Here is a 22223-nt window from a genome sequence, read left to right on the forward strand (position 1 = left end):
CACGCCCGGATGGTATGCTACAGATAAGGTCTGCGACTGTCGGGTCAGCCGGTGGGCATCAGGAACACTTCGCGCACGGCGTTGCGCGGATCAGCCTCCAGTGCAAAGACGACAGCATCGGCCACATCTTCGGGTTTCAGCTTGTCGGGCTTAGCCTCATCAAAGAAGGCGGTGTCCACCATGCCCGGTGCAACCACCGTGCAGCGACCGCCCCATTCCTTCATCTCTTCAGCAAGATTGCCGCCGTAACCGTGGACGAACCATTTGGAGGCGCCGTAGATTGAGCCGGGAATATGCACCCGCCCGGCTGCGGAACCGGTCAGCACCATGTGGCCCTTTTGACGTTTCAGATGCGGCAGGGCGGCCTTGGCTGTGTAGAGCAGCGCCATGATATTGATATGCACCATATCATGCCATTCTGACGGGTCCCCCTTCTCCGTGCCGGGTGTGTTCAGTCCGGTGCCTGCATTGGCAAAGGCAGCGTCCACCTGACCGAAACTGTCGCGAAGATGCTGCAGGGCGGCAACCTGATCTTCGAATTTCGTTGCATCGCCGGGCAAGACCAAGGTGCCGTCGCCCAATTCCTCAGCAAGGGTGTGCAATTTGTCTTCGGAGCGGGCAAACAACCCGACATTCCAACCTGCCTTGTGGGCCGCACGGGCGGTTGCCGCGCCAATGCCGCTGGAGGCACCGGTGATGAACAGGGTTTTCTGAGCCATAGAAAGATCCTCTCGCTTGGGGGTGTTTCCTGCTCAACGCGGTGACCAGGTGTTTGGTTGCGCCGCCGCGGCAAAGTGGCGTTGCCTCGGTGAAAGTGATCAGTTGTGACTGGCCGCACCGCTCGGTATCTGGAATCCTGCCTTTGGCCTCCTATCTCAGGTTTGAGACCTATTTTGCACGCTTTGCAGCGCCGGCCCCGTTGGCCTGAGGGTTTCAGTCCGGACGCGCGGCAGATCAACTTATTCAGGGATTGGCATCATGCGACTACTTTCTTTACCCCTTGCAGCGACGCTTGCGCTCTCAGCTTGTGCAGAGGCGGCGCCGACAGCCCATGTCACCCCTGACCGGGCGCGGGTTTTTGCGCTGTCTGATGGCCAGTTCGAAGTGGCCCCGCCGCAGGGTGCTGTTCGTTCGGCGTTCTGGTGTGGGGCTGCCGATTACGCCCGCCGCGCATTGGGCGCTGGCTGGGGGCAGGATATTTACGTCGCCCGTGGCCTGGGCGCCGGGGTGGCGGTGAACCGCAAATCCACCGTGCATTTCACGCTGACACCGGTTGCGAGCGAGCGTGGCGACAGCTGGCTGAAGCGGACCAACGCCTATCGCGTCGGCGACCGGCTGAGTGTTCAGCAGGCTGACCACCAATGCACAACCGCTTTCACCCGCTTCTGAGGATCACAGTGGCCCCGGACCAGGAGGTTGCCCATGCGTTTTGTTTCCCGTTTCACCTCCCGCCTTACCAAAGTAGCGGGCCGCACTATTCCCACCTCAGGTGGACGGATTCTGGGACCCCTAGGCGCCGGGCTGGTTCTGATCGCCCTGTCGACACCGGCCTTCGCCTTTCGCGCCATCAACCGGCTGGAGGTGGTGCCCGCCGGGACCGGGCAGTTTGAGGTGATTGGCCGGGCCGGAGCCCTGAAATCAGACTATTGGTGTGCTGCCGGAGACTATGTGCGCAAATCCCTGGGGCTGTCCTGGCAGACGAAGATCTACGCCGTGGACGGTATCGGCCCCAGCGCCACCACTGGTGCCCGCTCTGCCGTGCGCTTCACGCTGGATCCGGAGGCCGCCGGGGTGACGCCCTTTACCGGCAACTGGACCGGCGATATCCTGACGCCGGGATATGCGTTCCGCGCCAATGCGGCTTATGGCAAATGCGAAGATTGGATTTTCCCCTTCCGCAGCCGCAACTAAGGCGCCCAGATCAAGACAATCAGGACCAGGGGCAGAGGCCATGCAGGCAGAGTTTACCGTCACAACCCGTGGCCAGGCGCTGTATGATATAACCGATCAGATCGCCCCTTGGGTGCAGGAGAGCGGGCGCAGCCAAGGGCTGCTGACGCTCTTTGTGCAGCATACGTCCTGTTCGCTGTTGATCCAGGAAAACGCTGATCCGAAGGTGCAGGGCGATTTGCTGGCCTATCTGTCCCGTTTGGTGCCTCCGGCCTCTGACCCGTCGATGGCTTATCTGCGTCACACCTATGAGGGGCCGGACGACATGCCCGCCCATATCAAGGCAGCGTTGTTGCCGGTCAGCCTGTCCATCCCTGTGCGCGATGGGCGCCCTGCGTTGGGCACCTGGCAAGGCATCTACCTGTTCGAGCATCGCGACGCGCCGCACAGCCGCAGGCTGATCGCGCATCTGGTCTAGGCCCCGGCATCTTGTGGTCGCAATTCACCTCTACCCAAACCCTAGAGGCTGCCATATAGTTGTGGATAAGGGCGCAGCGGCGTCCCATTGACCGGCGGACTGGAACAGGGGGGACAGCTGATGCGCTGCCCATTTTGCGGAAATATCGACACCCAAGTAAAAGACTCGCGCCCTGCTGAGGATCATGTCTCGATCCGCCGGCGCCGGTTCTGTCCGGCTTGCGGCGGTCGGTTTACCACCTACGAGCGGGTGCAGCTGCGTGATCTCGTTGTGATCAAGACCAATGGAAAACGTGAAGATTTTGACCGCGACAAGCTGGAGCGTTCGATCCGTATTTCCATGCAGAAACGCCCGATTGAGCCGGAACGCATTGACCAGATGATTTCGGGGATCGTGCGGCGGTTGGAAAGCATGGGCGAGACCGATATTCAGTCCAGCAAGATTGGTGAGATCGTGATGGAGGCGCTGGCCCGGATCGACACCGTTGCCTATGTGCGCTTTGCCAGCGTTTACAAGAATTTCCAGGCGGCGGATGATTTCGAGGATTTCGTTCACGAGCTGCGCCCGCCGGTGGCGCCGGAAGAGTGAGCCCCGCAGAGCGGGCGCGGCCCGAGGACGCGAGGTTCATGTCGCTGGCATTGTCGCTGGGGCGGCGCGGGCAGGGGAACTGCTGGCCGAACCCGGCGGTGGGCTGTGTGATTGTGCGCGACGGACGCATCGTTGGACGTGGGTGGACGCAACCGGGCGGGCGTCCCCATGCTGAACCACAGGCGTTGCAACAGGCCGGGGCGTTGGCGCGCGGCGCAACCGCCTATGTCTCGCTTGAACCTTGCTCCCACACCGGGAAGACACCGCCTTGTGCGCAGGCCTTGATCGACGCCGGTGTCGCGCGTGTTGTCGCCGCGATTGAGGATAGCGACCCGCGCGTCTCAGGCCATGGGTTTGCGATGTTGCGTGACGCAGGGGTCATGGTCACCACCGGGGTCTGTTCAGATGCTGCGGCGCGGGATCATGCCGGGTTCTTCCTGAAGACCGAACAGGGACGTCCCTTTGTTACCCTGAAACTGGCAAGCAGTTTTGACGGGCGTATTGCCACCGCAACAGGCGAAAGCAAGTGGATCACCGAGGCAGAGGCGCGGCGGGCCGTACATGCCATGCGGGCGCGCCACGATGCGGTGATGGTGGGCGGCGGTACCGCGCGGGCTGATGATCCGTCGTTGACGGTGCGGGATCTTGGCGTGACCCATCAGCCGGTGCGGGTGGTGATTTCGCGTCATCTGGATCTGCCGCTGATGGGACAGTTGGCGCGCAGTGCGCGCGACATTCCGGTCTGGATCTGCCACGGCGCTGGAGCCGACGCTGAACGCCTGCGCGCCTGGGAAGGGTTGGGGGCGGTCTTGCTGCCCTGCGCGGCGGACGGGTTGCAGCTGGACGCGGGCGACGTGCTGCAGCAACTTGGACAGGCCGGGCTGACGCGGGTCTTCTGCGAGGGGGGCAGTGCGCTTGCGGCCTCGCTTCTGGCGCAGGATCTGGTGGATGAGCTGATCGGGTTCACCGCAGGGCTGGGTATCGGCGGCGATGGCTTGTCTTCGATCGGCGGCCTCGGGCTGGACACATTGGCCGAGGCGCCGCGCTTTGATTTGCTGGATGTTCGCCCGGTCGGGGCTGATATCCAGCACCGCTGGACGCGCTCCCTGCGCGAGTAGGGGCAGGCGCCCACCGCCAAAAGGCCCCCTCAGCGCGCGCAGATCAGCGCCACAGGTGGGCGTAGGTGGCCAGCAGACCCTGAAGCTTGGCGAGTGTTCTATTGGCGGCGCTTGGTTCGGGGATTTCTCCTTTGGCCAGTCGCTCGACCACCAGTTCCACCTGACAGGGCAGGCCGCTGATTGGATCAACGTAACGCGGGTAGTCGATCAACGTGGCGTGCACCAACCCCATCAGCGAGGGGCGTGCACGGCGGCGGGCCACCGGGACGGCTCCCAGATCCGTGGTCAGCCCCCAACCGGCATAGAAGGGCGCGCCAACCGTCGTGACCTTCACCCCGCGCAGCAGGGCCTCAAACCCCATCAGCGACGTCATCGTCCAGACCTCATGTACCATATCCAAGAGCGCCATCGGATCGCTGTCGGGAACCACCACATCCGCCAGCTGCTCTGCGGCGATGCTGCCACTACGCAGTCCGGCCTCTACATCGGGGTGGGGTTTGTAGATCAGCACCGCGTCCGGATTTGCAGCGCGCGCGGCACGTAGCAAATCGGCGTTGGTCGCGATTTTCTCACAGCCCAGCCGCACCGAGGCATCATCGGCCACCTGTCCCACCACCAGCACCCGATGCCCCTCCGGCAGGTCCGGCACCGTGCCGCCAAGGTTGTATTTCGACAGGCTGTCCTGCACCAGTCGCTGGGTCAGGGCTTCTGCGCGCTGTTGCTGCTCCGGCGTCAGGGTGGCGCGGGCGGCGATCAGATCCTCCAGATCGCTGGGTTGGTGGGGGTCGTAGTAGATCCCCTGCCGGTCCACCACCAATGACAGCGGCGGGATCAGATCCGCGCCCAAGCCGCGCGACCGCAGAAAGCCATCCTCGACACGATGCGCGCCGGGAGATTGCCCGGTGCTGGTGCGCCCGGCCCAGATCATCCAGTTGCGCCCGCTGGCCTTCGCCGTCTTGGCGCTGTTGCTGAACCGCAGGCGCCGGTAGCGGCCAAAGAAAGTCTGTAGCGGGCGGCGTTTCCAGAGCCGCATGCCAGAGGCAATCCATCCAACGCGGTCCTGCTGCCAGGCGCGGGTCTCTGCCTCCAGCGCGTCGATCACCTCCTCCAGCTCGCACAGGCGGTCGTGATGGGGGCTGTACCATGTGGGATAAAGGATCATCGCGGCTGCAAACAGCTGCGCGCGGGTCAGGCGGCGCTGACGCCGGGTGATGGGGAATTCATCTTCGCTGAGGCCCCAGCCAGCGTAGAAGGGCTGGCCAAAGATACGGGGCCTGTGGCCGCAGAGGATCGCCTCAAACCCCATTTGCGACGATACAGTATAGACAGCGATTGCGCCCTCCAGCAGCGCCCAGGGCGACACCGGCGCGTCAAGGATTTCAACCCGGCCCTGCGCGTCTGCTGCGCTGTAGTAGCCGGGGCGGTGGCCTGCGCGGTCTTCTGGGTGGGATTTGATGATGATACGGGCGCCCGGATGTTCGTCCTGGGCGTAATAGAGCATCTCTTGAAATCGCGCGTGATCGGTGCCCTCGAACGGGGTCGAGGCACGGACGGAGGCATCACCACGAGCCTGATCAATCACCAGCACGTAACCGGGATCGGGGACCGGAGCCTGCGGTGAATAGGCGTTGTATTTGCTCAGATGGGCGTCTTGCAGTCGCGCGATGGCGCGCCGGGCGCGCCGCATCAATGCGCTGTCATCCAGCGGATGCGAGGCCAGCAGCTGCTCCAGATCGGAGGGGGTTGCAGGGTCAAAATGCAACCCGGAGCGGTCCAGCAACAGTCCCAATGGCGGCTCTCCCGCGCGGCCGGGATGGATCGAGCGGAGGAAAGCGTCCTCGACCCGCAACAGCTCACAGCCGTGGGCCTCAGCCACAGCATGGCCACGATGGGCGGTATCAGCATTGCCCCAGACCGCGACCAGATCATCGGCGGTTGGTTTGCCGAGGCGCAGGTCGTACCCGGCCAGTGACAGGATGCGCCGCAGCCGCTTTTGACGCAGGAAGCCGGCGTTGTAATAAAAAAGCCGGGAGCGCGCGCCCCCGGCCTTGGTCGTCGGGTATTGTCCCGTCATGTCATCAGCCGCCGCTGGCCAAACTTTCGACGCTGGCGATGGGGGCCAGCGGGCTGGCCAGCAGGGAAATCGTCTTGGTCCACTGGGCGTAGGGCGCCTCTGTCACGTAGAGCGTATCGGAATCGCGGATCACAAAGTCGCGTGCCACAAACAGCCCGTTGGGTTTGGTCAGGTTCAGCACATAGACCAGCCGCTGCGCGCCGATCAGATCGTTGCGCCCCAAGACCTGATTGGCGATTTCAGCAGGTTCATTGCGCAACACAAAGACGCCGGTGGGATCCGACGCGGTGGAGACCAGACCGCCGACCTGCGCAATCGCTTCAAGCGCGGAGAGGTTCTGGCTTTCAAACGGGACGCGCGCCTGCGCGCTGGTGGCGCCCAATGCGGTGAAGGAGCGGCTGTCCTCTTCCACCAGGATTTTGTCCCCGCCGCGCAGGGCAATGTCCAGCTCTGGATGTTTGAAGAGATCCTGGAACCAGATGGTGCCACGCTCGGCGCCACGAATGACGGTGATCTGGGCGTTTTCAGGCTCAATCGCGACGCCGCCTGCACGGGCCAGCATGGTCGCCAACGTCCGGGTGGGGCGTTCAATCGGGTAAACGCCCTGCCCACCTACGGCCCCGGTCAGGCTGACGGTTGCGCCATCGCCTGCAAGCCGGCGTACCTGAACCTGTGGGTCCGGGGTCTGGTCTTCCAGTTTCTTGGTGATGGTGCGGCGCAGCTGATCCGGCGTATTGCCCGAGGCGCGCAGCCGCCCAGCATAGGGGACGAAGATGAAGCCGGCACTGTCGACCTGGACTTCTTCCAGAACCGTGGCATTGGTTGTTTCAGCCGCCAGCAACCCGTCGTCGACGTTTTCCCAAACCGTGAGGCCAAGAACGTCGCCGGGGCGGATCACATCGGAGGTCAGCCGACCGGCGCTGCGGAAACTGTCAGAAAATCCAAGCGCCGGCACAACAGCGGTTGCACGGGTGACGCGGTCATTGACCGAGACGATGAAGGCATCGCCTTCTTTTTGCACGGAACCGGCGTAGATCTGACGCTTGTTCGGGCCGACCTGGGGAAGGCCACAGGATGCTGCCAGCGAGACTGCGGCCAGAATCGCAACCGGTCGCGCCCATTGAAAGGGAACGGTTTTCACTGCTCGGTCTCCTCGACCTATTATTGTTTTGCCTCAAGTTTTGGGGCCAAGCTAGCGCAGTGTCTTGAAAAAATCCAGCCTTAGAGATGTGGCGCTTCAGCTCACCACACGCAACTGTTGCCGCGGTGCCGCTGTCCCCTGCATCAGCGCCTGATAGGGGTCTTCTGCCGCCAGCATCATATCCACCACCTGCCGCAGCAGTTGACGGCGACCCTTGCGGGAATAGAAGCCACCGGGAAGTTGCGAGGTTTCCAGAAGATAGCGGCGATAGTCCTTATAGGCGCGGTTGTCCGGCCTTGCGGGCGCGGCGAAGAAGTCCGCCAGTCGTTGGGTCGAAACAAACTCTGGTTTGTCATAGACAGCCTTGCCGAACACCTTCAGCGGGATGCCGCGCCAGAGCACCTGCTGACCTGCGGTTGAATTCACGGTAACAGCTGTGCGGGCCTCGTTCAGCAGGGCGGCCAGTTTGCCGCCGCGCACGTAATGCACGCGATGTTCCAGCCCGTAGCGTTTGGCCAGCTGACGGACGGTGCGCCGGATCGGAACCCGGCCGTCCTCAAGCGGATGCGCCTTGACGACGAGGTGGTGATGACGTGGCGCACCCTCAGCGAAGCCTTGAAACACGTCGGTCAGGAAATCCGTCAGGCTGGCAAAGGGCGAATGCTCCTGAAAGGCGCTGTCATGTTCCAGTTGCAGCAGCGCCAGGTGGTAGGGGAAACCGCCGTTGCGGATGCGTCTTGTGGCGACCCGACGCTCAAGTGCCTGGAACGGCATCAGCAGCAGGCGGCGCAGATATAGTTGAAATTCGCGGGTGACCGGCAGCGCCCGATGGGGGCGGAACTGGCGGTAGCCACGATTGAGCAGCATGACAAAGCCATGATAAAGCGCGCCGTAAAAGACATGCTGCCGGGTATCGCCCCAATGGGACGGCGGCAATGGTGCCTCCATGTCGGACAGGGCAAGGGCCGCAGTCATCTGCGTGACCGGCATGTCCATCAGCCGGGAATGCCCGTTGGAGCCCTCCCGTTCATAGGTGACCCAGTACGGGCGCAGATAACCTTCCTCAAACACATGCACCCGGATGCCGCGTGCGCGCGCAGCGGACACCGCTGTCGCGTGGATCGGACGGGTGTCGCCGTAAAGCACCAGATCGGTAATCTGACGATCACCCAGAACCTGTTCGAGATGTGCGGGCCAGTCCTCCGGTGTGCCGCGATAGGGCAGGTAGCTGGTCTTGTCGCGCCAGAACGCCTGATCGCCCGCATTGAAACCGACGCGCCAGACAGTGCAGCCAGCCGCCTGCAGCATCTCTGCCAGACTGGCGAAGAACGGCCCGTGGGGGCCTTGCAGAAACAGGAAAGCGCGCTGTGGATCGTCGGTCTTGTGCATAATGGGTCAAATATATCCCGATTGTACAAACAATGGCTTAACCGCTAATTCGGCTTAACCACATCTGCGGTCTAGGGTAGGGCGCCGGGCCAGCGCAAGGCAAGAGCGGCCATCGGTGTCGGGCAATTGCAGGGCGGGGCGGGTTCATCCGGCAACAGCGGGGCTTGCCGCGCGGCGGTCCAATGGCTACCAGAGAGGCGCCGGCCGATCAACACGGCCACAACCGCATTTGCAGGAGCCCGCCCATGTTCACAGGCATCGTCACCGATATCGGCATCATCACCGAGCTGGAGCAGCAGGGCGACCTGCGGGCGCGGATCAAGACCGGCTATGACACCGCCACCATTGATATCGGCGCCTCGATTGCCTCCGACGGCGTTTGCCTGACAGTGATCGCGCTGGGGGACGATTGGTATGACGTGCAAATCTCGGCCGAGACCGTGTCCAAGACCAATATCGGCGGCAATGGCTGGACCGTTGGCAAGCGGGTCAATCTGGAACGCGCGCTGAAGGTTGGTGATGAGTTGGGCGGCCATATCGTGTCAGGCCACGTCGATGGGGTCGCCGAGGTGGTGGACATCCGCGATGAGGGTGACAGCACCCGTGTCACCCTGCGCGCGCCGCAGGATCTGGCACGCTTCATCGCACCAAAAGGGTCGGTTGCGCTCAACGGGACTTCACTGACTGTGAATGATGTGGTGGGCTGTGATTTCGGCATCAATTTCATCCCGCACACCAAAGAGGTTACAACCTGGGGGGATGTTGCTGTCGGTGATGCGGTGAACCTGGAGATCGACACGCTGGCCCGCTACGTCGCGCGGTTGAACGAAGCAGGCTGATCCGGGTCACCTACGCCGACTGGAACGACCGTCTACAGCTGAGGCAAACGGCTCCCGCCCCTTGTCACGGCACCACAGGTGCCGCGCAGAGCGTTGGGCCGAGCGCGCCGCCTTGGCGGCGCGCGTCAGCGCTTGACTGCAGGGCGACTGGTAGGACGGGACGCTGCCGCGTTGACGATCCAACCCGCCAACTGACAGGCCTGCTGCTGACGGCGACGCCGCGTCCGGGCCATGGTCTGCCGCATGCGGGGCTGGTATTTGCGGGATGGCTGGTCTATCCCGCTTTGGTATCCACGGCCTTGCTCGGGGCTGTGGGGGTCGCATAGACCGCTGTCCACGACTGCCCACCGAAAGGTTGCCTGAATGAGCTTTGAAACACCGGGGCCGATTGAAGCCCAGCTGCGCGATGCAATCAGCCCGATTGAAGAGATCATCGAAGAGGCCCGCCAGGGGCGGATGTTTATCCTCGTGGATCACGAAGATCGCGAAAACGAAGGCGATCTGGTGATTGCCGCCGAATTTGCGGATGCTGCGGCAATCAACTTTATGGCGACTCACGGACGAGGGCTGATTTGCCTGCCGATGACTGCAGAACGGGTTGATGCGCTGGGGCTGCCAATGATGGCTGTGAACAACTCCTCGCGTCATGAAACCGCCTTCACCGTGTCAATCGAGGCGCGCGAGGGTGTTTCGACCGGGATTTCGGCAGCCGACCGCGCCCTGACCGTGGCGGAGGCCATTAACGAGAACAACACCATGGCATCGCTTGCCACACCGGGCCATGTCTTTCCGCTGCGGGCGAAGCGGGGCGGGGTTCTGGTGCGGGCGGGCCATACCGAGGCTGCGGTTGATATCTCGCGCCTCGCCGGGCTGAACCCGTCCGGGGTGATCTGTGAGATCATGAACGACGATGGCACCATGTCGCGCCTGCCGGAGCTGGTCACCTTTGGCAAGACCCATGGGCTGAAGATTGGCACGATCAGCGATCTGATCGCCTACCGGGCGCGCAACGACAATCTGGTGGTTGAAACCTCGCGCGAGACCGTGACGGCCGAGATTGGTGGTGATTGGGAGATGCGCCTGTTTACCGATCAGACCCATGGCATCGAACATGTGGTGATGATCAAAGGCGATATCACCACGCCGGAACCTGTGCTGACCCGCACCCACGCGCTGCATGAGGCGACCGATCTGCTGGGGCTGGGTCCCAAGTCGGCCCGCCAGTTGCCCCGCGCGATGGAGTTGATCGCCGCGGAAGGGCGTGGTGTGGTCTGCCTGTTCCGTGAACCGCGCAGCGCGCTCTATGCGCAGGACGACGAGGGCCCGCGCACCATCAAACAGACCGGTCTGGGCGCGCAGATCCTCTCAAAAATGGGGCTGCAAGAACTGGTGCTTCTGACAGATTCGCCCTCCACCACCTATGTTGGACTGGATGCCTATGGGCTGACCATTGTTGGCACCAAACCTCTGTTGAAGGACGCTTGATATGGCTGCACATGAAACCCACTACACGCTGGACCGCCCGACCTTTGACAAGCCGGTGAAGCTGCTGATTGTCGTCGCCCCTTATTACAAGGACATTGCCGACAATCTGGTCGCCGGGGCGCAGGCGGAGATTGAGGCCGCAGGCGGCACCTGTGAGCTGATCGAGGTGCCCGGCGCGTTGGAAGTGCCCACCGCCATCGCAATCGCCGATCGCAGCTCAAACTTTGATGGCTATGTGGCGCTGGGCTGTGTGATCCGGGGCGAAACCACCCATTATGAAACCGTCTGCAATGACAGCAGTCGCGCAATTCAGTTGATGGGGTTGCAGGGGCTGTGCATCGGCAATGGCATCCTGACCGTGGAAAATCGCAAGCAGGCAGAGGTCCGCGCCGATACCAAAGATCAGAACAAGGGGGGTGGCGCTGCCGCTGCGGCCTTGCATCTGATCGCGCTGACGCGTAAATGGGGCGCCCAAACCAAGGGAGTCGGCTTCAAGGCCCCTTCCGAGGCCATCAGACTGGCCGACTCAGATAATGGACCCACCACCGCATGACCACCTCGGACAGCCAGGGCGCCGCTCGCAAGGGCAGTGACAAGCACAAGATGAAATCAGCGTCCCGGCTTTATGCCGTGCAGGCGCTGTTTCAGATGGAACATAGCAATCTGACCTTTGACAAGGTCATCGTCGAATTCGAAGACCACCGGTTTGGTGCAGTCTATGACGGCGATGAAATGGCTGAGGGCGACTCCAAGAGCTTTCGCAAGCTGATTGAGGGCGCGGTCAACGAACAGGCCAAGATTGACCAGATGACCGACCGTGCGCTGGTGGCCAAATGGCCGATTGCCCGGATCGATCCGACGCTGCGCGCCTTGTTCCGTGCCGCTGGCGCTGAGTTTCTGACGGGTAAAACCCCGCCCAAGGTGGTGATCAACGAATTCGTCGATATTGCACGCGCCTTCTTCCCGGAAGGGAAGGAGCCGAAGTTTGTGAACGCCGTGCTGGACCACATGGCCCGCGAGGCAGCGCCCGAGGCCTTTTGAGGCCCGCTTGGCAGGCGGCGTCCCTTGGTAACGGGATGCAAATAGCCAGGTGAAGATAGAGCGTCATGTGAGGACAATTGGAAAGCGTGCCCCAGTGGCGCGCTTTTTTGATTCTGCTTCCGAAGGCGAGCGTCAAAGATCGGGCGACATGCGTCAAATTCCGCCGGTCCGCCATTTGCCGCTGGACGCCCCTGCAAAGAATGCTACCGTTTTCCCTGTAGCAGGAGGGCGTTTTATGCCGAAGCTGGTGAGACTCTATATTCAGAATGTGGTGATTGGCTTTGCCATCGCCGGGGCTTTTGTCGGGATGCTGTTGTGGTTCAATGTAATGAACCTTTGGCATCTGGTCAGCACATCGGACAGCGGGTTGCTGGCGGTTGCGCTCCTGTGGTTCATGAACGGGATCGTCTTTGCCGGGGTGCAGTTCGGCTATGCGGTGATGTCGCTCGCAGGGAAAGACGATGGCCCGCGGGGCGGAATGCGCATCACGCCGGATGTGAAACGTGAGATGATCCCGGTGCGGGTCCCCGCCGAGAAAGCCACCAGACAGCTGCCGCGTCGCTGACCCTTAGTCTGCAGTGGATGTGGCTTGGGCACACTTGCCCCCAATCGACCAGCCGTGCCTCTCTCAGGCGCGGCTTTTGTTTTGTCAGATCGAATTGTGGTGGGATGCGGCGGGACCACCAGTCAACCGTGCGGTTTTGATTCCCGAGGACCTGTATGTACAGGTGGGCGCCAGGTAAAAGGACCAGGGTCCGAACAGAGCCAGCTCCCTCGGAATTGCTTAAGGCCACTGGAATGCTACCTGTCACGAGAAGGGCAGAACCCGCCTCCGCTCTAACTAGGGGGCGGGCAGGGGGGAGACAAGGGGGTGGCCCAAGTCTTTTCATGCCGTTGGTCACCGCAGAGCAATCAGCGCCGTTGACAGGGCGTGATCAAACGATTGGTCCATGGCGTGGACTTGCTATTTGTTCATGAATTGTTCACATTGCCGCCATGGTACAGGATCTTGCCCCCGGTCAGCGTCTTGCGCGCGGCGTGGCGCGTCATATGGCGACGCTTGGCTTTGTCACAGTTGAGGAATTCGTCCCGGCGCGCGGTCTTCGGGTTGATGTTATGGCGCTTGGCCCGAAGGGCGAGCTATGGGTGGTGGAGTGCAAGTCCAGCCGCGCCGATTTCCAGTCCGACAGCAAATGGCAGGGCTATCTGGAGTGGTGCGACCGTTACTTCTGGGCCGTGGATCTGGCGTTTCCGAATGAGCTGTTGCCGGATGACAGCGGGCTGATCATTGCAGATGACTACGACGCGGAGATTGTCCGCATGGCGCCGGAGCAGAAGCTGCCCGCCGCCAGACGCAAAAAGCTGATCCAGAAGTTCGCGATGGATGCGGCCAGTCGCCTGCATCGGTTGCGTGATCCCCAGCCGGGTGCGGCTGGGACCTGGGGTGTCTGAGGGCTGGTTCGGTCCCGAGATCAGGTGTTGAGGGTGCGCGCGGCCTGAGCGGCTGCCATGATCTCTTCGGCGATTTCATTGGCCTCTTCCGGGTCGAAATCCATCGGGATCTCGATGCCATCGGCTTCGATGAAAATGCGCACCATGCCAGCATCGGTGGGGCCGATCTGCATATTGGCTTCGATGTCACGCTCGGTATTGATGCTCATGCGGCACTCCTGTCGTCGGGCTTGCGTTAGCTGGTTCTGCTAGCTTGCCAGCAGTCTAAAGGCAAGAACCCGCCGCCGCCAGACGGGGTATGTCAGACGGGGTATGTCTGGGTGCGCGCGACCCGTCCCATTGGCGGCACATCTCTGCACATTGAGGGTAAAAACTTGCGGCTTTCCTCTTGCGCTCTCATCGCCCCTGTATTAAATCGCCCTCAGTGCCGCCTTAGCTCAGTAGGTTAGAGCGCCTGATTGTGGATCAGGAGGTCCCCCGTTCGAGCCGGGGAGGTGGTACCACTCTCCACCCCAAGAAAATCGCGGCTTGGACAGAAACCGGCTCCAGCCTTTGCTGCGTTGGTTTCATCTTTATCGTGTGAATTCAAAGCTTTCTCAAGCCTGTGAGGCTCTGTCGGTTGACTTGTGACAGCCGCCTTGCGTCAGTTGTCGGCAGGCTGGATCTTCAAACGCTGCTCGACTGCGCCGCTCAGGTTGTTCAGGATCAGGATTTCATCCTCATCTGTCACCACCGCAATCCAGCCGTCGCCGAAGGTCACGGCGCGGGCACTGACGCCAGTCGGCAGGGAGACAGTTTCCGGCAGGTTTGGACCGGATGCAGACAAACGGATGACAAGCAGGGTCAGAACCACTAAGAACCCGCAAATCATGATCACCGTCAATGTGGTCACCATCCGCCGCAGGAACACCAGCTGGGGCGGTTCACTTTGATTATCTGTTTCAGAAGGATGTGTCATGGCCCGCCGCCGGATCGAGTTTGTCATCGCGGAAAACCCGCCTAAACGGCTTGATAAAGCGGTTTCGCGTGATGTGCCAGAGGAAGCCACCCTGTCGCGCACCCGACTGGCCCGCCTGATTGAGGCTGGGCAGGTGCAGGTGGACGGTGTGGTCGTGACCGACCCCAAGGCCAAGGTGGCGGCAGGTGCGGTTATCGAGATCACCGTGGAGGAGGCCGAAGACAGCCACATAGGCCCCGAGGACATCCCGCTTGAAGTCATCTATGAAGATGACGACCTGATCGTCGTCAACAAACCCACAGGTATGGTCGTGCATCCGGCGCCCGGCACGCCGTCTGGCACGCTGGTCAACGCGCTGCTGCATCACTGCGGCGACAATCTCTCCGGCGTGGGCGGTGTCAAACGTCCCGGCATTGTTCATCGCATCGATAAGGAAACCAGCGGGTTGTTGGTGGTGGCCAAATCCGACGCCGCCCATCAGGGGTTGGCGGCGCAGTTTGAGAAACACACAGTGGAACGCTACTACCGCGCGATTTGCTACGGTGTGCCCGACGCCAACGATCCTCGCTTGCGTGGGGTTAAGGGCACCAGTTTCGAGCCGGGCAATATCCTGAAGCTGACCACCCAGTTGGCCCGTCACAAGACCGACCGGCAGCGGCAGGCGGTTCTGTTTCAGGGCGGCCGTCATGCCATCACCCGCGCGCGCATCGTCAATGCCTTTGGCACACCGCCAGTTGTCGCATTGATCGAATGTTGGCTGGAAACCGGACGCACCCATCAGATTCGCGTGCATATGGCGCATGCGGGGCATGGGCTGGTTGGGGACCCTGTTTATGGCGGCAAGCGCAAGCTGGCGGCAAAATCACTACCGGAAGACACCGCCGCTGCCATCCAGGCCTTCCCGCGTCAGGCGCTGCATGCGGCCGTTCTTGGGTTTGTCCACCCGGTCACAGGCGACGCCATGCGGTTTGAAGCGCCCCTGCCGGAAGATATGGCGCATTTGCTGCAAAAGCTGGGCGCCGCGGGTACATAAATCCGCCTCTTGCTTGGTAACATACTGAACTGTAGGTATGATTCCCCGCGTCGCCGAATTGGTAGCGCGGCTTTTGGCCTGCAAATTGTTGTGAACTCAATCACAGACCGCTTTTCTTCTGATTTCTATAAGAGATAAAATCGGCAACTCTTGAACGGGGCTGTGCGTTAACCCATATGACGAGATGTTAAGTCCTTATACATTGGGAGGGACACGAAAAATGGCGAATTATGCAAATCTGCCCGCACCAACCCCCGAAGGCGGGTTGAACCGGTACCTTCAGGAAATCCGCAAGTTCCCTTTGTTGGAGCCGGAAGAAGAATACATGCTGGCCAAGCGCTGGGTGGAAGAGCAAGACAGTGCCTCTGCCCATAAGATGGTGACGTCGCACCTGCGACTGGCTGCGAAAATTGCCATGGGCTATCGTGGTTACGGTCTGCCACAGGCTGAGGTGATCTCCGAGGCCAATGTCGGCTTGATGCAGGCGGTGAAAAGGTTTGACCCCGAGAAGGGCTTTCGCCTCGCAACTTACGCGATGTGGTGGATTCGTGCTTCGATCCAAGAATATATCTTGCGCTCATGGTCGCTGGTGAAGCTGGGCACCACTTCGGCACAGAAGAAGTTGTTCTTCAATCTGCGCAAGGCCAAAGCCCGTATCGGCGCGCTAGAAGAGGGGGATCTGCACCCTGACAGCGTCAAAAAAATTGCCACCGACCTTGGCGTGACCGAAGCTGAGGTGATCTCCATGAACCGGCGTATGTCCGGTGGGGACGCCTCCCTCAATGCCACTGTGGGCAGCGAGGGCGAGGGCACCATGCAGTGGCAGGATTGGCTGGAAGACGAAGATGCCGATCAGGCCGGTGATTATGAGGCACGCGATGAGCTTGAGGCGCGGCGTGAACTTCTGGCCAGCGCGCTTGAGGTGTTGAATGACCGCGAGAAGGATATTCTGACCCAGCGCCGTCTGGCCGATCAGGCAAAGACGCTGGAGGACCTTAGCACTCAATACGGTGTCAGCCGCGAGCGGATCCGCCAGATCGAAGTACGCGCCTTCGAGAAGCTGCAGAAGAAAATGCGCGAACTGGCGTCCGAGAAGGGCATGTTGTCAGTTCAGTGATACCAAGTATATCGGCGCTGCAAATTTGATGAAACGGCCCCGCCCTGGGGCCGTTTTCCACCGCTTGGCAGGGGTTGCAGATTCGCAGATAAACAGGGCCGGGCCTTAACTTTTGCGGGTTTCAAACACCTTAAGAAAACAGATCGAAACTCTACGTAATATCGGTGCAAAACGGGCAATTGAAGAGGTTGACCTAACGCTTTGTTAGGGGGCAGCGGCATAGGGTCGGGAAATCTAATTCCTTAAAGGATCAAGTGACCGATGCCGTCCATTTTCTATCGTCTTCCCATCCGTATCTACGCAGTGGTGGCGATGGCGCTCGCACTTTCCGTGCTGTTGACCGTCCTGCTGCTGTCACGCGCTGTCGATAATGCCTATGCAATGCGCGACCGCGAGCTGCACAACATCATCGACACCTCGATCAGCTTGCTTGCTGATCTTGAAGCCCGGGTGCAGTCGGGCGACCTAACTGCTGATGAGGCGCGCGCCCAAGGGCGTGAGGTGATTGAAAAAATCCGCTTCGAGACATCCGGATATCTCTTCGCTTTCGACCAGGACTTGATTGTGCGGGCGCACCCGATGGTGCCGGATTGGGTTGGCACAGATCGGTCCGGCTTCGAGGACGTGAAGGGCATGAAGGTTTTCCAGGAACTTGGCAAGATTGCCGCCAGCGATGGTGCCGGATCTGTCCGATATTGGTTCCAGAAGCCTGGGCAGACCACGCCGGAACAGAAAATCGGTTATGTGCAGGCGTTTGAACCTTGGGGCTGGATCATCGGCACCGGTTCCTATGTATCGGATATCCAAGCGGACCTGGCTCAGATGCGGATCGAATCGATGATCACACTCGGGGTGAGCCTTGTTTTGCTGATGATCGCATCGACGGTTCTTTTGCGCAGTGTTACCGGGCCGATCAACAGGCTGAAAGCGCGGATGGCTTCCATGGCGGAGGGTGAAACCCATGCGGATGTTCCCTACACGCGGGCCCGCAGCGAAATCGGCGAAATGGCCCGCACGCTGGAGGCCTTCCGCGAGAAACTTGAGCAGCAAGAGGCGATGAAAGGCCATCAACAGGCCCGTGACGCCGAACGTGCCGATGTCGTTCAGGTTATCTCCAGTCGTCTGGCCACACTCTCAAAAGGAGATCTGACGGTCCGTATCAACGAACATCTGCCCGAAGATTACGCCCAGCTGCAGCGCGATTTCAACCGCACAGCCGAGACATTGAGCACGACCGTGACCCAGGTGATCGACACCGCCGAGAGCATTCGCAGTGGCGCAAATGAAATTAGCCAGGCCTCCGACGATCTGTCGAACCGCACCGAAAGCCAGGCCGCCACGCTGGAGGAAACCGCGGCCGCCCTTGACGAGATGACGGCCAGCGTGAAATCCGCCGCCGAAGGCGCGCGCAGCGTCGAAGGCATCATGCAAGAGGCCAAGCAGGAAGCCGAAACCAGCGGTGAAGTGGTTCAGAGCGCAGTCTCTGCCATGACCGAGATCGAGCAATCCTCGACGCATATTTCGCAGATCATCGGGGTGATCGACGATATCGCCTTCCAGACCAACCTTCTGGCGCTCAATGCCGGGGTGGAAGCGGCGCGCGCCGGTGAGGCTGGCAAAGGCTTTGCGGTGGTTGCCAGCGAGGTGCGCGCCCTGGCGCAGCGCTCTTCGGATGCGGCGATGGAGATCAAGACGCTGATCGGTGACAGCACCAAACAGGTGGAGCGCGGCGTGGATCTGGTCGGCAAGACCGGCGATGCACTGCAAAGCATCGTCGAGCGGGTTGGCCATATCTCGAAACTGGTGTCTGGCATTGCGACCGGTGCCAGCGAGCAGTCCACCGGCCTGCATGAGATCAACACCGGCGTGACCCAGTTGGACCAGGTCACCCAGCAGAATGCCGCCATGGTTGAAGAGGCCACTGCCGCCGGGCACATGCTGAATGCGGATGCCAGCAAACTGGCTGAACTGGTCGCGCATTTCCGCGTGGCAGCGGGCGGGCGGCAGGCAGCGGCGCCGGTTCGCAAATCCGCAGCGGCGCCGGCGCCAGCTCAGATCCAGGTTGCCGCGCAAGATACTCCCCCCGCCGCCCCCAGTGCCGCCCCCAGTGCCCATGGCGATGATTGGGACATCGAAGCGGTCACACCCAAGCCGGCACCGGCCGCTGCCAGCAGCAGTGGCAATGCCGCCAAGGACATCTGGCAGGATTTCTGATCCCGCCAAACGCCCCCAGCCCCTAGGCCAAACAAAGTGAGGTCAGCTCAGGCTCGGAATTGGGCCGATTACAAAAACACCGCGCCGGATCAGTCCGGCGCGGTGTTTCCGTGTCGACCGCACTGTTAGATGCGCCCTTGGGCAGCAAGGGGCGCCACCGCCCCCGGAAATAGCGGTCCGAGGCAAAGACACGCGAAATGCCGTGCAGCCACGGGTCTCTTCAGGCGTCAGCCTAAGGGGGTTCTGGCTGCGATGGCCAGCAGGCCTGAGCGGGGCGGTTCAGGCTGCGACTTCCTTCAGCCATTCATGGACATAATCACCGGCATGGGCGCAGGCCTGATCCAAATTCTGACCGGCCATCAGTTGAACGGCAATTGCCGTGGCAAGGGTGCAGCCGGTGCCACGCCTGCCGCGCTGCAGCCGTGGTCTGTCGTAGCGCACATGCGTGTCACCAAAAAAGAGCTGGTCAACCGATATGGCCCCGCCTCCGTGTCCGCCTTTGATCAGCACCGCATCGGCGCCCGCCTCCTGCAACTGACGGGCCTGCAATGCGATGCCGGATGCCTCAGGGCTGTCGGGTTGCCGGTTGCTGGCGGAGGGGGCAAGCTGAGCGGCCTCTTGCAGATTGGGGGTGATGAGAGTGGCGCGCGCAATCAGCGGTTTGACGTCTGCGACCTGCATCAACTGGCCGCCGGAACTGCTGCGCAGCACGGGATCCAGCACAACCGGGCATGTTTCGGGCACCGAATGGGCCAGCGCCTTGGCGATGGCTTTGGCGGCCATTGCGCTGCCGACCATACCGATTTTTACTGCAGAAATCGGCCCGGTCGCGGCGGCTGCGCGTATCTGGCTCTGGATGGTCTCGGGGGGCGTCGGGCGGATCTCCTCCAGCGCCGTGTCTGTCTGCACTGTGATCGCCGTCACCACCGGCCGCAACGCGGGCGATCGCTGTGCGAATGGAGGCAACAGCTGCGCCATTGCAGTGGCCGCGGCGATGTCGCGGGTCAATCCCGCACCGCCGCTGCTGTCGGTCCCAGCGATGATCAGAAGCGCGCTCATCCGCGCCGACCCGCGGCCAGCAGGACAATTTCTCCGACAAACTCCGGGGCAATCTCAGCCGCCATGCGCCAGGCGCGCAGGCCACTGTGACAGGCCAGCACCACGCGGCGATCACGGGGCAGATCGCTTGCGCGCAAGGCCTCCGGCAGGATACGGACAGCAGCGCGGACGGCGGGTGTCGGGGCTTCTTGCGCGGAGCGCAACTCAACCACGTAATCCTCATCGGTGATCGCGTTCCGCCCGATGAAGGGGAAGGGGCGGGATGGCTCCTCTGCAGTGCTGAAATCAAAACCACCCATCTGCAGCCCTGCGAAGTCCACGCTGAAGAGGCGCCCGCGCGGGGTCGGCTGGTGGTTGAGCAACAGTTTCAGCGCCAACTGTGCCTGCCAGGCGCCAATCACACCGACAACCGGGCCCATAATACCGGCACTGGCGCAGGTGGCGGCACTGCCGGGCGGGTCAGGGAAGACCGCGCGCAGCGACGGGCCACCGCCGCAGAAGACGCCGATATAGCCCGATTGTGCCAGTGCCGAAGCAGAGATCAAGTCTCGCCCCAGCCGCTGGCAACAATCTGACAACGTATACGACACCGCGTGGCTGTCGGCGGCATCGATCACCAGATCCACCGGTGTCACCGCAGCTGTGACATTGTCGGGGGTGAGATCTCGCGCATGGGGATGCAGGCGCAATTCGGGCGCCATGGCGCGCAGCCTTTCGCGGGCGGCGTCAACTTTGTAGCGGCCGATATCTGCGGGCATATACAGGGGTTGGCGCGGCAGGTTCGTGGCCTCTACACTGTCGCCATCCATCACCGTGATTTCACCAAGTCCAGCCCCGGCGAGATATTGCAGGACGGGGCTGCCCAGCCCGCCAGCCCCGACCACCAGAACATGGGCGGCTGCGAGCTTTGCCTGTCCTTCCGCCCCCACCTCGGGCAGGGCAATCTGGCGGTCAAAGCGGCTCATGAGGCACAGGCCTTGATCCATTCGCGGGTGCGCGCCTCCGGATCAGGGGCCTGCTGGATATCGGTGACCACAGCGGCACTGTCTGCGCCCGCAGCAAAGACACCGGGCAGGCGTTCGGGCGTCAGCCCGCCAATGGCGACCAGAGGGGTGTCGCCCGCCATTTCCTTCCAGCGCCGCAGGCGATCCAAGCCTTGTGGCGCCCATTTCATCTTCTTCAGCAGGGTCTCATACACCGGGCCAAGGGCAATATAGTCCGGCTCAAACGCCAAGGCGCGCTCCAGTTCCGCCTCATCATGGGTCGACAGGCCAAATTGCACGCCCTTGCGACGCAGCGCGGCAAAATCGGCGCTGTCCATGTCTTCCTGCCCGAGATGGACAAATCCGCAATTCAGGTCCAGCGCGACCTGCCAATGGTCATTGACCACCAGCTGTGCGCCATGCACCGCACAGAAATCCCGCGCCCGCGCGATCTGGCGGCGGATCTCCTGCTCTGGCAGGTCCTTCAACCGCAGCTGCACCAGCCGGACCCCATGCGGCACCAGCAGTTCCAGTTGGCTGACATGGCCAACGATCAGGTAAAAACGCTCCATTGTCGTCTCCAAATTGAGGGGGCTCAGCTCAGCGCGGCGAGGCCAAGAACAGGGGTGGAGGGCACGGCCATATCGCGGCGTTCCATCGGGTCAGCCAGATACCCTTCACGGCCGGCCTCAATCGCGAGTGCGATGGCACCGGCCATGCCGGCAGGGTCTCCGGCCTTTGCCACTGCGGTATTCAGCAGCACCGCATCCATTCCCAGCTCCATTGCCTGGGTGGCATCCGAAGGGCGACCGATGCCCGCATCGACGATCAACGGCACGTCGGGAAAATGCGCCCGCATTGCGCGCAGCGCATCGGGGTTGCGCAGGCCCTGACCGGATCCAATCGGCGCGCCCCAAGGCATCAACACCTCGCAGCCTGCCTCCAGCAGTTTTTCTCCCACCACCAGATCATCGGTCGTGTAGGGAAACACCTGAAACCCGTCATCAGACAGCACGCGCGCGGCCTCCACCAGCGCAAACACATCGGGCTGCAGCGTGTCGGAATGACCGATCACCTCCAGTTTGATCCACGGGGTGTCAAACAGCTCGCGCGCCATATGGGCGGTGGTCACGGCCTCCTGCACAGAATGGCACCCGGCTGTGTTGGGTAGGATGCGACAGTTCAATGTCCGCAACTGATCCCAAAACCCGGCGCCGGTGCCCTCCGCCGTTTCCCGCCGCAGCGACACCGTGATGATCTCGCTGGCGCTGCTTTTGATTGCCGCGTTCAGAACGCAGGGTGAGGGGTATTGCGCGGTCCCCAGCAACAGGCGTGAAGTGATGTCCTGACCATAGAGTTGCATG

At 61.8% G+C, this 22223-nt stretch carries 24 protein-coding genes and 1 tRNA gene; 15 read left to right on the forward strand and 10 right to left on the reverse strand.

What is annotated here, in order from left to right:
* Positions 1-44: 44 nt before the first annotated feature.
* Positions 45-719 carry an SDR family oxidoreductase gene (locus phaeop14_RS04000; RefSeq protein ID WP_040173653.1) on the reverse strand — a complete coding sequence of 225 codons (675 nt, stop codon included), beginning with the start codon at positions 717-719 and terminating at the stop codon, positions 45-47.
* 259 nt (positions 720-978) lie between these two features.
* Here phaeop14_RS04000 and phaeop14_RS04005 point away from each other — a divergent pair, with 259 nt between their 5' ends.
* The 5 genes from phaeop14_RS04005 to ribD all read left to right on the forward strand — a co-directional run bounded on the left by phaeop14_RS04005 (position 979) and on the right by ribD (position 4074).
* Positions 979-1389: a hypothetical protein gene (locus phaeop14_RS04005; RefSeq protein ID WP_096788819.1), complete on the forward strand. Its 411-nt coding sequence runs from the start codon at positions 979-981 to the stop codon at positions 1387-1389.
* A gap of 33 nt (positions 1390-1422) precedes the next feature.
* Complete coding sequence (locus phaeop14_RS04010; RefSeq protein ID WP_096788820.1) at positions 1423-1911, forward strand: hypothetical protein; 489 nt, start codon at positions 1423-1425, stop codon at positions 1909-1911.
* A gap of 40 nt (positions 1912-1951) precedes the next feature.
* Positions 1952-2368, forward strand: a complete 417-nt coding sequence (locus phaeop14_RS04015; protein ID WP_096788821.1) for a secondary thiamine-phosphate synthase enzyme YjbQ — start codon at positions 1952-1954, stop codon at positions 2366-2368.
* A 120-nt stretch (positions 2369-2488) separates the two neighbouring features.
* The gene (gene nrdR, locus phaeop14_RS04020; RefSeq protein ID WP_014873994.1) at positions 2489-2956 is read left to right on the forward strand and encodes a transcriptional regulator NrdR; all 468 of its coding nucleotides are present in this window, start codon (positions 2489-2491) and stop codon (positions 2954-2956) included.
* Between the two features lie 38 nt (positions 2957-2994).
* Positions 2995-4074 (forward strand): bifunctional diaminohydroxyphosphoribosylaminopyrimidine deaminase/5-amino-6-(5-phosphoribosylamino)uracil reductase RibD, encoded by a 1080-nt coding sequence (gene ribD / locus phaeop14_RS04025; protein WP_096788822.1) that lies wholly within the window; start codon positions 2995-2997, stop codon positions 4072-4074.
* A gap of 43 nt (positions 4075-4117) precedes the next feature.
* Here ribD and phaeop14_RS04030 read toward each other — a convergent pair whose 3' ends face one another.
* The 3 genes from phaeop14_RS04030 to phaeop14_RS04040 all read right to left on the reverse strand — a co-directional run bounded on the left by phaeop14_RS04030 (position 4118) and on the right by phaeop14_RS04040 (position 8678).
* Positions 4118-6148, reverse strand: a complete 2031-nt coding sequence (locus phaeop14_RS04030) for a capsular polysaccharide biosynthesis protein (RefSeq protein ID WP_096788823.1) — start codon at positions 6146-6148, stop codon at positions 4118-4120.
* A gap of 4 nt (positions 6149-6152) precedes the next feature.
* A complete protein-coding gene (locus tag phaeop14_RS04035; RefSeq protein ID WP_024097976.1) occupies positions 6153-7289 on the reverse strand; it encodes a polysaccharide biosynthesis/export family protein in 1137 nt (378 codons plus the stop codon).
* 96 nt (positions 7290-7385) lie between these two features.
* Positions 7386-8678: a capsule biosynthesis protein gene (locus tag phaeop14_RS04040; RefSeq protein ID WP_096788824.1), complete on the reverse strand. Its 1293-nt coding sequence runs from the start codon at positions 8676-8678 to the stop codon at positions 7386-7388.
* Between the two features lie 245 nt (positions 8679-8923).
* Here phaeop14_RS04040 and phaeop14_RS04045 point away from each other — a divergent pair, with 245 nt between their 5' ends.
* The 6 genes from phaeop14_RS04045 to phaeop14_RS04070 all read left to right on the forward strand — a co-directional run bounded on the left by phaeop14_RS04045 (position 8924) and on the right by phaeop14_RS04070 (position 13495).
* Positions 8924-9517, forward strand: a complete 594-nt coding sequence (locus tag phaeop14_RS04045; RefSeq protein ID WP_096788825.1) for a riboflavin synthase — start codon at positions 8924-8926, stop codon at positions 9515-9517.
* A 363-nt stretch (positions 9518-9880) separates the two neighbouring features.
* Positions 9881-11002 carry a 3,4-dihydroxy-2-butanone-4-phosphate synthase gene (gene ribB, locus phaeop14_RS04050; RefSeq protein WP_014874000.1) on the forward strand — a complete coding sequence of 374 codons (1122 nt, stop codon included), beginning with the start codon at positions 9881-9883 and terminating at the stop codon, positions 11000-11002.
* A gap of 1 nt (position 11003) precedes the next feature.
* A complete protein-coding gene (locus phaeop14_RS04055) occupies positions 11004-11555 on the forward strand; it encodes a 6,7-dimethyl-8-ribityllumazine synthase (RefSeq protein ID WP_014874001.1) in 552 nt (183 codons plus the stop codon).
* Positions 11552-12043 (forward strand): transcription antitermination factor NusB, encoded by a 492-nt coding sequence (nusB, locus tag phaeop14_RS04060; protein ID WP_040180865.1) that lies wholly within the window; start codon positions 11552-11554, stop codon positions 12041-12043. Before phaeop14_RS04055 ends, nusB begins: the two co-directional genes overlap by 4 nt.
* Before the next feature lie 235 nt (positions 12044-12278).
* Complete coding sequence (locus tag phaeop14_RS04065) at positions 12279-12608, forward strand: hypothetical protein (protein WP_040173630.1); 330 nt, start codon at positions 12279-12281, stop codon at positions 12606-12608.
* Between the two features lie 431 nt (positions 12609-13039).
* Complete coding sequence (locus tag phaeop14_RS04070) at positions 13040-13495, forward strand: MmcB family DNA repair protein (protein ID WP_040173627.1); 456 nt, start codon at positions 13040-13042, stop codon at positions 13493-13495.
* Between the two features lie 20 nt (positions 13496-13515).
* Here phaeop14_RS04070 and phaeop14_RS04075 read toward each other — a convergent pair whose 3' ends face one another.
* The gene (locus phaeop14_RS04075; RefSeq protein WP_096788826.1) at positions 13516-13704 is read right to left on the reverse strand and encodes a DUF6324 family protein; all 189 of its coding nucleotides are present in this window, start codon (positions 13702-13704) and stop codon (positions 13516-13518) included.
* Positions 13705-13921: 217 nt separating this feature from the next.
* Between phaeop14_RS04075 and phaeop14_RS04080 the strand changes: the two genes are divergently transcribed.
* A tRNA-His gene (locus tag phaeop14_RS04080) sits at positions 13922-13998 on the forward strand.
* 140 nt (positions 13999-14138) lie between these two features.
* Here phaeop14_RS04080 and phaeop14_RS04085 read toward each other — a convergent pair.
* Positions 14139-14453 (reverse strand): DUF6476 family protein, encoded by a 315-nt coding sequence (locus phaeop14_RS04085; RefSeq protein ID WP_096788827.1) that lies wholly within the window; start codon positions 14451-14453, stop codon positions 14139-14141.
* On the opposite strand from phaeop14_RS04085, the gene phaeop14_RS04090 reads away from it, so the two are divergent.
* The 3 genes from phaeop14_RS04090 to phaeop14_RS04100 all read left to right on the forward strand — a co-directional run bounded on the left by phaeop14_RS04090 (position 14452) and on the right by phaeop14_RS04100 (position 18817).
* Entirely contained in the window at positions 14452-15486 is a 1035-nt protein-coding gene (locus phaeop14_RS04090; protein ID WP_096788828.1) for an RluA family pseudouridine synthase, read from the forward strand. The genes phaeop14_RS04085 and phaeop14_RS04090 overlap by 2 nt on opposite strands.
* Before the next feature lie 220 nt (positions 15487-15706).
* Positions 15707-16603, forward strand: a complete 897-nt coding sequence (gene rpoH, locus phaeop14_RS04095; protein WP_040173618.1) for an RNA polymerase sigma factor RpoH — start codon at positions 15707-15709, stop codon at positions 16601-16603.
* 261 nt (positions 16604-16864) lie between these two features.
* A complete protein-coding gene (locus phaeop14_RS04100) occupies positions 16865-18817 on the forward strand; it encodes a methyl-accepting chemotaxis protein (protein ID WP_096788829.1) in 1953 nt (650 codons plus the stop codon).
* A gap of 279 nt (positions 18818-19096) precedes the next feature.
* Here the strand turns inward: phaeop14_RS04100 and thiD are convergent, their stop codons facing one another.
* The 4 genes from thiD to phaeop14_RS04120 are packed head-to-tail and all read right to left on the reverse strand — an operon-like array spanning position 19097 to position 22222.
* Positions 19097-19876, reverse strand: a complete 780-nt coding sequence (gene thiD / locus phaeop14_RS04105) for a bifunctional hydroxymethylpyrimidine kinase/phosphomethylpyrimidine kinase (protein ID WP_096788830.1) — start codon at positions 19874-19876, stop codon at positions 19097-19099.
* Positions 19873-20862, reverse strand: a complete 990-nt coding sequence (locus phaeop14_RS04110) for a HesA/MoeB/ThiF family protein (RefSeq protein WP_096788831.1) — start codon at positions 20860-20862, stop codon at positions 19873-19875. Before phaeop14_RS04110 ends, thiD begins: the two co-directional genes overlap by 4 nt.
* On the reverse strand, positions 20838-21431 hold the full coding sequence (locus phaeop14_RS04115; protein WP_096788832.1) for a thiamine phosphate synthase: 594 nt from the start codon (positions 21429-21431) through the stop codon (positions 20838-20840). The genes phaeop14_RS04110 and phaeop14_RS04115 overlap by 25 nt, the downstream gene beginning before the upstream one ends.
* Before the next feature lie 23 nt (positions 21432-21454).
* Positions 21455-22222 carry a thiazole synthase gene (locus phaeop14_RS04120; protein WP_040181975.1) on the reverse strand — a complete coding sequence of 256 codons (768 nt, stop codon included), beginning with the start codon at positions 22220-22222 and terminating at the stop codon, positions 21455-21457.
* Position 22223: the final 1 nt, after the last annotated feature.

It is taken from the genome of Phaeobacter piscinae (assembly GCF_002407245.1).
Taxonomy (GTDB): domain Bacteria; phylum Pseudomonadota; class Alphaproteobacteria; order Rhodobacterales; family Rhodobacteraceae; genus Phaeobacter; species Phaeobacter piscinae.

Coding starts and splice junctions, on each gene's coding strand:
- phaeop14_RS04000 (WP_040173653.1), bottom strand. CDS start 719: ATGGCTCAGAAAACCCTGTTCATCACCGGTGCCTCCAGCGGCATTGGC.
- phaeop14_RS04005 (WP_096788819.1), top strand. CDS start 979: ATGCGACTACTTTCTTTACCCCTTGCAGCGACGCTTGCGCTCTCAGCT.
- phaeop14_RS04010 (WP_096788820.1), top strand. CDS start 1,423: ATGCGTTTTGTTTCCCGTTTCACCTCCCGCCTTACCAAAGTAGCGGGC.
- phaeop14_RS04015 (WP_096788821.1), top strand. CDS start 1,952: ATGCAGGCAGAGTTTACCGTCACAACCCGTGGCCAGGCGCTGTATGAT.
- nrdR (WP_014873994.1), top strand. CDS start 2,489: ATGCGCTGCCCATTTTGCGGAAATATCGACACCCAAGTAAAAGACTCG.
- ribD (WP_096788822.1), top strand. CDS start 2,995: ATGTCGCTGGCATTGTCGCTGGGGCGGCGCGGGCAGGGGAACTGCTGG.
- phaeop14_RS04030 (WP_096788823.1), bottom strand. CDS start 6,148: ATGACGGGACAATACCCGACGACCAAGGCCGGGGGCGCGCGCTCCCGG.
- phaeop14_RS04040 (WP_096788824.1), bottom strand. CDS start 8,678: ATGCACAAGACCGACGATCCACAGCGCGCTTTCCTGTTTCTGCAAGGC.
- phaeop14_RS04045 (WP_096788825.1), top strand. CDS start 8,924: ATGTTCACAGGCATCGTCACCGATATCGGCATCATCACCGAGCTGGAG.
- ribB (WP_014874000.1), top strand. CDS start 9,881: ATGAGCTTTGAAACACCGGGGCCGATTGAAGCCCAGCTGCGCGATGCA.
- phaeop14_RS04055 (WP_014874001.1), top strand. CDS start 11,004: ATGGCTGCACATGAAACCCACTACACGCTGGACCGCCCGACCTTTGAC.
- nusB (WP_040180865.1), top strand. CDS start 11,552: ATGACCACCTCGGACAGCCAGGGCGCCGCTCGCAAGGGCAGTGACAAG.
- phaeop14_RS04065 (WP_040173630.1), top strand. CDS start 12,279: ATGCCGAAGCTGGTGAGACTCTATATTCAGAATGTGGTGATTGGCTTT.
- phaeop14_RS04070 (WP_040173627.1), top strand. CDS start 13,040: ATGGTACAGGATCTTGCCCCCGGTCAGCGTCTTGCGCGCGGCGTGGCG.
- phaeop14_RS04075 (WP_096788826.1), bottom strand. CDS start 13,704: ATGAGCATCAATACCGAGCGTGACATCGAAGCCAATATGCAGATCGGC.
- phaeop14_RS04090 (WP_096788828.1), top strand. CDS start 14,452: ATGGCCCGCCGCCGGATCGAGTTTGTCATCGCGGAAAACCCGCCTAAA.
- phaeop14_RS04085 (WP_096788827.1), bottom strand. CDS start 14,453: ATGACACATCCTTCTGAAACAGATAATCAAAGTGAACCGCCCCAGCTG.
- rpoH (WP_040173618.1), top strand. CDS start 15,707: ATGGCGAATTATGCAAATCTGCCCGCACCAACCCCCGAAGGCGGGTTG.
- phaeop14_RS04100 (WP_096788829.1), top strand. CDS start 16,865: ATGCCGTCCATTTTCTATCGTCTTCCCATCCGTATCTACGCAGTGGTG.
- thiD (WP_096788830.1), bottom strand. CDS start 19,876: ATGAGCGCGCTTCTGATCATCGCTGGGACCGACAGCAGCGGCGGTGCG.
- phaeop14_RS04110 (WP_096788831.1), bottom strand. CDS start 20,862: ATGGATCAAGGCCTGTGCCTCATGAGCCGCTTTGACCGCCAGATTGCC.
- phaeop14_RS04115 (WP_096788832.1), bottom strand. CDS start 21,431: ATGGAGCGTTTTTACCTGATCGTTGGCCATGTCAGCCAACTGGAACTG.
- phaeop14_RS04120 (WP_040181975.1), bottom strand. CDS start 22,222: ATGCAACTCTATGGTCAGGACATCACTTCACGCCTGTTGCTGGGGACC.